Source organism: Chloroflexia bacterium SDU3-3 (assembly GCA_009268125.1).
Lineage (GTDB): Bacteria > Chloroflexota > Chloroflexia > Chloroflexales > Roseiflexaceae > SDU3-3.
Window position 1 is genome coordinate 48,389 of sequence record WBOU01000015.1, and the last position, 9,810, is coordinate 58,198.

Consider the following 9,810-nt stretch of genomic DNA (forward strand, 5'->3'; position numbering starts at 1 on the left):
AAGGTCAGGAAAAGGGGAAGGAGGCTGCCAAACCGCGCCGCAAGGGGCCGAACGGGATGCTGCTGATGCTCGTGCTAGTGCTGCTCGCGGTGATCGCGGTGCTGGTGCTCGGGCTGCTCTCGCCGCTGCAGCTGGCCTTCCCGCAGCAGCAGCTCCTGGGCCTGATCCACGGCGGGATCGCCGATGTGGAGGACAAGACGATTGTAGAGTGCAACCCGCAGGGCGGTGAGGCTGGCCCCACCTCGCGGCAGGTGCGCACCATCGTGTTCAACGATAGCACGTCGCTGGTGATCACGTTCGCCTCCAGCCCCACGGGCAATGCGCTGCAGTGCGGCGGGTCGTGATCGTCCGGCTGGCTGCGTCTCTGACGAGGGGGGCTTCGGCCCTCCTCTTTTTTTGCGCGGCTAGAGCGGGAAGCGCTGGGCGAAGAGGTCGATCACCTGGCGGAATCCGCTATCGAGCCGCAGGCGCACGGTTTCTACCCAAGGCTGCGGTAGGCTGCGGTAGAAGGCCTGCGCCACCGCGCCCGCGATGCATGCCTGGGTGTCGCTGTCGCCGCCCAGCGAGATGGCATTGCGGATGGCGTCCTCATAGTCCTCGGACTCGAAAAAGGCGATCATGGCCTGGGGGACTGAGCCTTGGGCCGAGCTGTCGAAGCGATAGTCCGGGCGGATGCGCTCCAGCGGCGTGTCGAGGCGGTAGCCGAAGCGGCGGGCGATCTGGGCGCGGATGCTGGCCTTGCTCTCGCCGCTGCGGGCCAGGAACACCGCCGCCGCCACCGCCTGCGCGCCGCGCACGCCCTGCGGGTGGCTATGCGTTACCTCGGCGCTCCAGCGGGCCTCGCGCATAGCCCACTCTAGGCTGGGGGCTGCCAGCCCGATCGGGCTGGCGCGCATGGCCGCGCCATTGCCGTAGCTGCCGTAGCCGCGCGTCGCGTCGCTGGCGAGCCATACTTGGAATTGTTGCCCGTAGCCTGCGTGTGGGAAGCGTCGCCCATAGGCGCGGATGTGCTGGGCGTAGCTGGCGTGTGCACTTTTTCCCTCCATGATGTGCCAGCGCGCCGGGGTGCGGTGCAGTAGGGCATCGGCCACCGCCACCGTTAGCACGGTGTCGTCGGTGAAGTGGGCATCGCGCCCCAGCAGCGGTGCGCGATTGTCCTTGGTGGCGCGGGCCTCGTACTCCGACCCGGCTATGTCGCCGATTATCGCGCCCAGCACGGCTAGCCCCCCAGCTGCGGGCAGCGGGCGGCGATACCCGCCAGCACGCAGTCTAGCCCGAAGGCGAAGCTCTGCTCGGGGTCGGGCTGCACCTGCGCGGCGAAGAAGCGGGCGAAGTTCGGCAGCTGGCCGCCCGCGACCACCCGCTGCACATAGGGCGTTGCGGCGGCGCGCTTGGCCTCCTCGCTCATGTCCAGCCTGCGGCTATGCTCGGCCTCGGCCACCTCGTAGGCCACCACGCCGCCCACATAGGCCTGCACCACGCCCACCAGCTGCATGGCCGTGGCGATGTCGAGGCCCTGGTCGGCGAAGCTGGCCAGCCAGCACTCGAACCAGCGCAGGTAGCTCGGGCCGATGGTGGGGCGGCTGATGGTGAGCACGGTGAGCCAGGGGTGGCGCAGGTAGACCGCCCTGGTGGCGGTGGCCAGCTGGCGGCTGCGCTCGCGCCAGTCGGCGGGCGGCAGGTCGGGCAGGCCGATCTCGCCAAATGCCGCGTCGAGCATCAGGTCGAGCAGATCTTCCTTGCTGTCGATGTGGCGGTAGAGCGACATGGTGCCGCTGCCCAGGTCGGTGGCGATCCGCCGGATGCTGATGGCATCCAGCCCTTCGGTGTCGCCGATCAGCATGGCGGCGCGCACGATCTGGTCGCGGCTGAGGCCGCTGCGACCGGCGCGGCTGGGTCGTTCCCAGATCAGGTTGGGTGGTGTCTCATCGTGTGGCATGGCGCTATTATAGCGCTTCCCGAGGATTTTTTACCACCAAGACGCCAAGGCACCAAGGAACAAAAGAGCGCTTTTACCACGAAGACACGAAGGCGCGAGGGAAAAACGGTAAGAAATCTCGCGTCTTCGTGTTTTCGCGTCTTCGCGTCTTCGTGGTGAAGAATCTCCGGTGTATCAAGAATGCATGAGATCTGCTGGATAGATGTCTTGACAGGCGTACAGTGTACGCGTATACTTCATTTTGCTGCGTACATCGTACGCATTTTACAGACAGGAGGTTCTCCATGAGCGACACACCGTTTATTTTCGGCATCTACCCCGGCGGTGCGACCGGCAGCGACACCGGCGCAGTGGCCCAGGGCGCGCCCGAGTCCGTCGAGCAGATCGAGGCGGCGCTGGCGGCGCTTCAGGGCGATGCGCCGCTGTTTGTGCTGCGCGCCTACCAGGCCTTTCACGATGCGGATGAGGAGAAGCCTATTATCGCCACGCCCGCCCAGCCCGAGCTGCTGGTGCGCCCTGGGCGCGCGCTTGATCTGGTCCTGCAGTTCCAGTCGCGCAGCGGCGATGTGGATGGCTTCATGCAATTTGTGCGGCGCAAGGTGCGCGAGCTGGGGCCGCTGTGCCGCACCGTGCAGGTCTGCGAGGAGCCGAATCTGAACCTGCCGATGCTGGATGGCTCGACGCCGCGCGTGCGCGAGGCAGTGGTGCGCGGCGTGCTGGCGGCCAAGGATGAGGCGCGCGCGGCGGGTCTGGGCCGCCTGCTGATCGGCTTCAACGCCGTGCCCACCTTCCAGCCCGAGGACACCTTCTGGGCCGAGCTCGGCCAGCTGGGCGGGGCGGCCTTCGCCGATGCGGTGGACTATGTGGGGCTGGACTGCTTCCCCGACGTGTTCCACCCCGTCGCGCCCGATGGCGAGCCAGGCGATATGCGCCAGATGCTGCCTATGCTGCTGCACGCCCTGCGCGAGCAGTGGATGCCCCGCGCCGGGCTGGGGGCGCACGTGCCCATCCACATCGCCGAGAACGGCTGGCCGACCAGCCCCACCCGCTCGTACGAGCGCCAGGCCCAGGTGCTGGAGCAGATCATCCGCATCGTCTACGAGCACCGCTCGGCGCTCAACATCGCGCAGTACGAGCTGTTCGACCTGCGCGACGCCGACAGCAGCAACCCCGACATCTTCTACCAGTTTGGCCTGATGCGCGACGACTACACGCCCAAGCCGGCCTTCCACACCTACCAGCGCCTGATCGCCGAGCTGAGCGCATCGCCCCAGGGTTATTCGTTCCCCAAAAAGCATGAGATGGGGGCAAACGAACAACGTAGGGATCAGTAGCCTCGTCGTCCATGGGGCTTTCTTTTCCTTGGTGTCTTGGAGCCTTGGCGGTAAAAACGTTCTGCCGAGTGAGAACGTCAAGGCTCTGCGGGTTGTCCGCCGCGATTTGACATCGCGCATCGCCCCGCCTACACTCCCAGGCGGAGGTTTAAGCGATGAAACGGTTTTTTCTTGTCCTCATGGCGGCGGCGCTCGGCACCCCAGCCCCGGCCCAGCCCGCCCAGACCACACCCCAGCAGCGCATCCTAACATCCCAGCTTGTCGGCCACCCCGCCGTGACCGACGCGGGAATCTTCTTCCTTGAGCGGCGCGGCGACCAGTACGCGGCGGCGCGCTACCGCGCGGGCGCGGGCAGCCAGACTCTGGCGCTCTCGCCCGCGCCGCTGGAGAGCCTGGCCGCCGATGCCGCCACGGCGGTGTGGGCCGAGGCCAACGGCGAGCAGCGCCGCCTGGTGGGCTACGACATTGCCAGCGGGCGCACTTGGCAGGTGGCCACGCTAGCTGGCCGCGCCGACCTAGCGGTGGATGGTGACACGCTGTATATCGCCGATGCCGACGGGCTGCGGGCGCGCAGTCTGGCGGATGGCGGCGAGGTGCTGGTGAGCGCGTCGGGACGCCGCCCCGTGGCGGCGGGCGGCGCGCTGCTGTGGAGCGAGGAGCAGCCCGGCGACCCTGGCCAGCGCTCGGTGTGGCGGCTGGTGCTGCGCGCGGTCGGGCGCGATGCCGAGCTGGCGCGCGGCGCGGCGGGCTACGGCGGCTTTGTCTCATATGCGCTGGTCGGTGGCGGCGCGCTGTGGGCCTTTGCGCCCGGCGGCCCGCAGGGCGTGTTTCGCTATGCTCTGGCCAGCGGCGCGACCGAGCGGCTGGCGGAGGCCCAGCCCGACAGCCTGGCGCTGTGGGGTGGTGCGGCGGCCTGGGTGCGCGCCGAGGGCGATGGCTGGCTGATCGAGCGCGGCGGCGTGGCGGCGGCGCTGCCCGTGCGGCTGGCCGTGGAGGGCGGCTACGGCGGCGAGCTGCTGGCCAGCTGGGAGGAGGCCGGGGCGCACACCCTGGCCCTGGGCGATGAGGCCGCGCTCGGCGCGCGTGCGGCGACCCGCGCTGCCCCCAGCGCCGCGTGCGCCAGCGCCGACCCCCGCGCGTGCGGCCAGGTCCGCGCCAGCGGCGGCGCGCTGGCCGATGGCGTGGGGCCGTGGGCCATGCGCGGCGTGCAGTTCTTCCTGCCAGCCTACGGCATCAACGACAAGACCTTCTACGATGGCAACTACGCCGCAGCTGTGGCCGACGGCAGCCTCGACTTCTGGCTCGACCGCGCCCAGAGCGGCCTGCGCGCCAACGCGCTGCGCATCTTCATCTCGCTGCCCTACCGCTCGGATGGCGCGACCGTGACGCCCACCAGCCACCAGACGCTCTACGACTTCGCCCAGCGCGCGGCCTCGCGCGGCATGCGGCTGGGCATCTCCATCCACAACAGCGCCGACTGGGCCATGACGCCCGAGCGCGCGGCCTGGCTGGCGGGCCTGCTCGACTACTTCGCGGCGCGCTCGGCTCTGCCGCTGATCGCCTACCTCAACAGCGACAACGAGATCAACAACCACTGCGGCGACGGGCGCGACTGCTTCGACAACTTTAGCGGGCACGAGGCGCGGCCCTATATCGATGGCGCGGTGGGCTGGACTGCGCAGGTGGCCGCGATCGCGCGGGCCAGGGGCGTGCTGGTGGTGGCGGGCATATCGAGCGAGGTGCAGGATTTTGACGGCACCCGCGCCGCCTTCGACTACTTCCGCCCCGCCAGCGACGGGCGCAGCCTGGCCGCGCTGGTGGATGCGCTGGCCCCGCACAACTATAGCGGCGGCGCGGCGGGCGTGATCGACGATCTGCGCTACAACGGCTACCAGGGCCCGGTGCTGCTGGAGGAGTACGGCTTCCCCACCGACCCGCAGCCCCAGGACCCGGCCTGGACCGAAGGGCCGCCAAGCTGTCGGCTCGCGCCGCTGGCGGCGGGCTGCCAGGGCACCGCGCCCTACTTTGTGGAGGTGAACCTGCAGGCCATGCGCACCCGCAGCTACAGCGGCGGCGCGGCCTGGATGCTGGCCGACATGGACGAGCGCAACAGCGGCAGCGCCTGCGCCAAGAAGCCGTTCGCGCTGTGGACCGGCCTGTTCACCACCAGCGGCACCTACTGCGCGGGCACCGCCACGCGCGGCCTGGGCACGCCCAAGGCCACGGGCGTGCGCGTCTGCCTGTTCTACGGCGGCGAGCTGTTCGCCTGCGACACCACGCTGGAGCTGCGCACCCGCATGTACCTGCCGATCGTCGGGCGCTAGAGTCTACGCCTTCTCGACAGAGCGCCGGTTCGTTTACCACCAAGGCTCTAGGGCACCAAAGGAAAAGACAATCAATACCCACCGAAGGCGCGAAGATTCGAAAAAAGTGAACCCTTCGCGCCTTCGTGTCTTCGTGCTAGAGAATCTTCGGTGAATCAAGAACGCGTAGGCCCTGCGTCGGGCGCTAGCTAGGGCATGGGCGGCGAGAGAACCTGATACAATGGGAGGAAGGAATCACAAACAGATAGACCGAGCAACATATGACCGAACACCACATCCCCGAGCTCATCCGCGACGACCTCGCGCAGGTCGATGCGCTCATCCGCCAGCACATCGAGTCGCAGCCGGTGGTGGCGCGCGCGCTAGAAGCCCATATCGGCCCCCGGCGCGGCCAGCCCATCCTGGCCGCGCTCACGCTGCTGGCCGCGCGGCTTGGCCAGCCCCAGGGCGACCACGCCCTGCACGCCGCCGCCACCATCGAGCTGCTGCGGCTGGTGCAGCAGGTGCACATGGCCATGCTCGACGGCGCGGCGCGGCGGCGCGGCACCCTGCACGAGCAGCCGCGCTGGGATGGCGGCCTGCCCCTGATGATGGGCGATTTCCTGCTGGCGCTGGCCGCCACCGAGATGGCGCAGTCGCCCGACCCCCAGATCATCGAGTTCTTCTCGCAGAGCGTGATGGCCACGAGCGAGGCCGAGCTGGCCCCGGTGATGGCGGCGGCCCCGGCGGATGTGGCGGTGGCGCAGTACATGGATCTGATCGAGCGCAGGACAGCCTCGCTGTTCGAGGCGGCGGCCAAGTCGGGGGCGGTGTGCGGCGGCCTCGGCCCGCAGGAGGTGGGGCTGGCGGGCCGCTTCGGGCGCGAGCTGGGGCTGGCCTACCAGGTGGCGCAGGATGTGGCGGATGTGGCGGGCGGCGCGGGCGCGGCCCTGCGGGCGGGTGTGATCACGCTGCCGTTGATCTATGCCGTGGATGCCGGGGCCGACGCGGCGCTGCTCGACCTGCTGGATACCCAGCAGCCTAGCGCCGAGCAGATCGCCTGGGGCCTGGCCGAGCAGGCCCGCACTGGCGGCACCGCCCGCGCCGCCCAGGATGCGGCCCAGGCGCTGGGGCGCGCGACCGCGCTGCTGGGCCAGCTGCCGGGCGGCTCGGCCCGCCAGGCCCTGCTGGCCATGGCCGAGCCGCTGGGCCGCGCTGGCAGCTAGGGCTACACCCGCAGGTCGGGCGGGATCTGCAGCTCATCGTAGGTCTCGCGGTCGAACGCGGTGCCCAGCGTCAGCACCTGCCAGACCCCGTTCTGCTGCTTCAGGAACACCGTTGCCGACTCAGCGTCGTCGTCGGTGGGGTCCACCAGCACGCGCGCGTAGGTGTCCTCCACCTTCTGCACCTTGATCGACACATCGCCCACCTGGGCATTACTCGCAAGGTACGATCGCGTCGCCTCGATGATCGCGGCCTGGGTCGCGTCGGTGGTGCCGCCGCACGCGCCCAGCAGCAGCGCGACCATCACCCAGAGCGCAAGGCTCGCCGTAAGACGCCTCATAGGTCTCTCCTAGGATTCTGCAAAAAGGCGGTATGATACAATACCGCATAGGCAATATTCTACGATACAGTGCCATAGGAAGAAAAGACGCAGGTCGCGTATGCCAAACGTTAGCGTCGCGCAGGATCGGCAGCATATCACCTTCCGCACCGACGAGGTGGAGCTGGTGTTCTCCCTGGATGATGGTGGGCTGCGGGTGCTGCGGCGGGTGGGCGGGCCAAACGTGGTGGGCTACGGGCCGCCCCAGCCCGCCATCGATGTGCAGGTGGGGATCGATGGCGCGTGGCTGGCCGAGCGCGTCTTCGTGCGCTATCTGCGCCACCACGTGCGCCAGAGCGGCAACGCGCTCGATATCGAGATCGTGATCGGCATCGGCCCGCTGATGATCGCCGACCGCTACCACGTGACCGGCACCCTGATCGCGCGCTCGGCCACCATCCACAATGTGAGCGAGGATGAGATCTGGCTGCGCGGCCTGCGCCTGATCGTGCCGTGGGTGCGCATCGGCGAGGTCGAGACATGCCGCTTCGAGGCCCCTGGCAACAGCGTGCGCCCGCGCCTGCCGCTCTCGGTGGCCGCCGCCCAGCGCCGCAGCGTGGTGCCGCGCCGCTTCTTCTCGCCCGGCTTCCACATGAACCGCACCATCGAGTTCGCCCCCATGGGCGGGCCGGGGCTGCTGGCGATCTACGACATGCAGAGCCTGGAGACCCTGATGTGCTGGTTCGACAGCCATCGCCAGCTGGCCGACCCGCAGATCGAGGGCAGCAGCGGCGCGGTCACGTTCGTGCACGAGATCACAGTGCCCGAGCGGCTGGGCGCGGATGCCCAGGTGGAGCTGGGCACCCAGTACCTGCTGCTGCTCCGCGAGTCGTGGCAGTCGGCCCTGGCCTCGTACCGGCGCACTGTGGCGCTGTTCGGCGGCGCGCCGCAGGTGCGCCAGCCCGCCTGGCTGCGCGAGGCCGCGTGCTACGAGGTCTACGCCGGGCAGTGCGGCGGCTTCCTAGGCCTGCGCGCCCGCCTGGGCGAGATCCGGGCCATGGGCATCACCACCCTGGTGCTGCTGCCGATCTGGGCCTTCGCCCGCCCCGACGACGGCGGCGCGTGGGATGAGAACTGGCAGAACGGCGGCAACCCCTACATCATCCGCGACTTCGCGCGCATCGACGCCGCGCTGGGCAGCGCCGAGGATTTGCGCGCGCTCACCGATGCGGCCCACCGCCTGGGCATGCGCGTGGTGCTCGACCTGCCCCTGATCGGCTGCTCGCCCGACTCGCCCTATGTGCGCGACCACCCCGACTGGTTCTGGCGCGAGGAGGACGCGGCCTCGCTGCAGCTGCTGGAGGGCGGCGAGGGCTACCGGCTCGACTGGGCCAACCCCGAGCTGCAGGCCTACTGGTTCGAGCAGTCGCTGGCCCAGGCCGAGGCCTACCAGGTGGATGGCTTCCGCGCCATCGTCACCTACCTGCCCCGCTCGGGCGAGGCCTGGGTGGCCCCCCAGCTCTCCGACGCCAGCGCAGGCTCGATGGCGCTGGTGCAGTTCATCGGGCGGCTGCACGCGGCCCTGCAGGCCCGCAGCCCCGATGCGGCTCTGCTCACCACCATGGGCGGGCCATCCGGCGAGGCCACCACCGACATGGTGGTGGATGACTTGGTTCACCACCAGTTTATGCACGCCGCGCTCAACCGCGTGCCGCCCGAGGAGCTGGGCCGCTGGCTGGAGGATGCGGCGCTCATCCAGCCGCTGGGCGTGGCCCGCGCCGCCTTTGTGGAGAGCTACCGCACCTGGCTGCTCAACCCGCTGGCCGATGGCCTGCGCGGCTCGCTGCTCAGCCGGATCGCGCTGGCCGGGCTGGTGTTCTGCGGCTTCGTGCCGATCATCCGCTGCGGCCAGGAGGACTGCGACCGCGACTTCATCCAGATGCTGCTGAATGCCCGCGTCAGGCACCCGCTGCTGTGCCACGGCAGCACGGCCTACAACGCGGTGCCCTGCGACGACCCCCAGGTGTTCGCGGTGCTGCGCAGCTACGGCGGCGCGCATATGCTGGGCCTGCTGAAGATCGGCGCGCGCAAGCGCACGGCCACCTTCAGCCTGCCGGTCGATCTGCTGGGGCTAGAGGAGGGGAGCTACACGCTCTACGATGTGCTGCGCGGCCAGCCGCTCTCCGAGCACGGCCAGCAGCAGTGGCAGCGCGACGAGCTGCTGTCGTTCCAGCTGACGCTGGAGCCGTTCGAGGCCTACGGGCTGCTGCTTGAGCGGGTGGTGCAGCCGACCCACACGGTGCCGCTCGCGCCCGCGCCGCGCACGCTGGCCCGCCCGCGCGCCAACGGGCGCAAGGTGCTGGCGGCCCGCCTCGACCCCGATGGCGACCGCGATATCGAGGAGGGGCCGTAGCGCTGGATGCTGCATGCGGGCGTCGGGGGTATCTTCCCCGCGCCCGTTTTTTTGTGCGCTGGTACGATGCTTTTGTGGGGAATATGTGCGATTTTGGCTAAAAAATGGTGATTAAGCGTTCGGCGATGGTGATTAAGCGTTCGGCGATGGTGATTAAGCGTTCGGCGATGGTGATTAAGCGTTCGGCGATGGTGATTAAGCGTTCGGCGATGGTGATTAAGCGTTCGGCGATGGTGATTAAGCGTTCGGCGATGGTGATTAAGCGTTCGGCGATGGTG

7 protein-coding genes and 2 pseudogenes (1 of these 9 running past the window's edge) are annotated in these 9,810 nt (G+C 69.1%); 6 read left to right on the forward strand and 3 right to left on the reverse strand.

Going from position 1 to position 9,810, the window contains the following annotated elements:
* Positions 1 to 56 precede the first annotated feature (56 nt).
* Positions 57 to 344, forward strand: a complete 288-nt coding sequence (locus F8S13_20945) for a hypothetical protein (protein KAB8140994.1) — start codon at positions 57 to 59, stop codon at positions 342 to 344.
* A gap of 60 nt (positions 345 to 404) precedes the next feature.
* Here the strand turns inward: F8S13_20945 and F8S13_20950 are convergent, their stop codons facing one another.
* Positions 405 to 1,217: an ADP-ribosylglycohydrolase family protein gene (locus F8S13_20950; protein ID KAB8140995.1), complete on the reverse strand. Its 813-nt coding sequence runs from the start codon at positions 1,215 to 1,217 to the stop codon at positions 405 to 407.
* A 2-nt stretch (positions 1,218 to 1,219) separates the two neighbouring features.
* Positions 1,220 to 1,939, reverse strand: a complete 720-nt coding sequence (locus F8S13_20955; protein KAB8140996.1) for a TetR family transcriptional regulator — start codon at positions 1,937 to 1,939, stop codon at positions 1,220 to 1,222.
* Between the two features lie 284 nt (positions 1,940 to 2,223).
* Here F8S13_20955 and F8S13_20960 point away from each other — a divergent pair.
* The 3 genes and pseudogenes from F8S13_20960 (at position 2,224) to F8S13_20970 (ending at position 6,802) form a co-directional block, all read left to right on the forward strand.
* A pseudogene (locus F8S13_20960) lies at positions 2,224 to 3,192 on the forward strand (hypothetical protein).
* A 236-nt stretch (positions 3,193 to 3,428) separates the two neighbouring features.
* Entirely contained in the window at positions 3,429 to 5,597 is a 2,169-nt protein-coding gene (locus F8S13_20965) for a hypothetical protein (protein ID KAB8140997.1), read from the forward strand.
* Between the two features lie 260 nt (positions 5,598 to 5,857).
* Positions 5,858 to 6,802 (forward strand): polyprenyl synthetase, encoded by a 945-nt coding sequence (locus tag F8S13_20970; protein ID KAB8140998.1) that lies wholly within the window; start codon positions 5,858 to 5,860, stop codon positions 6,800 to 6,802.
* A gap of 2 nt (positions 6,803 to 6,804) precedes the next feature.
* Here F8S13_20970 and F8S13_20975 read toward each other — a convergent pair whose 3' ends face one another.
* Positions 6,805 to 7,140 (reverse strand): hypothetical protein, encoded by a 336-nt coding sequence (locus F8S13_20975; protein KAB8140999.1) that lies wholly within the window; start codon positions 7,138 to 7,140, stop codon positions 6,805 to 6,807.
* 100 nt (positions 7,141 to 7,240) lie between these two features.
* On the opposite strand from F8S13_20975, the gene F8S13_20980 reads away from it, so the two are divergent.
* Positions 7,241 to 9,532, forward strand: a complete 2,292-nt coding sequence (locus F8S13_20980; GenBank protein KAB8141000.1) for a hypothetical protein — start codon at positions 7,241 to 7,243, stop codon at positions 9,530 to 9,532.
* Positions 9,533 to 9,636: 104 nt separating this feature from the next.
* A pseudogene (locus tag F8S13_20985) lies at positions 9,637 to 9,810 on the forward strand (hypothetical protein); it runs 168 nt beyond the window's last position.

Excerpts from the sequence above, each read along its gene's own strand:
- F8S13_20945 (KAB8140994.1), top strand. The coding sequence starts at position 57 with ATGCTGCTGATGCTCGTGCTAGTGCTGCTCGCGGTGATCGCGGTGCTG.
- F8S13_20975 (KAB8140999.1), bottom strand. The coding sequence starts at position 7,140 with ATGAGGCGTCTTACGGCGAGCCTTGCGCTCTGGGTGATGGTCGCGCTG.
- F8S13_20965 (KAB8140997.1), top strand. The coding sequence starts at position 3,429 with ATGAAACGGTTTTTTCTTGTCCTCATGGCGGCGGCGCTCGGCACCCCA.
- F8S13_20980 (KAB8141000.1), top strand. The coding sequence starts at position 7,241 with ATGCCAAACGTTAGCGTCGCGCAGGATCGGCAGCATATCACCTTCCGC.
- F8S13_20955 (KAB8140996.1), bottom strand. The coding sequence starts at position 1,939 with ATGCCACACGATGAGACACCACCCAACCTGATCTGGGAACGACCCAGC.
- F8S13_20970 (KAB8140998.1), top strand. The coding sequence starts at position 5,858 with ATGACCGAACACCACATCCCCGAGCTCATCCGCGACGACCTCGCGCAG.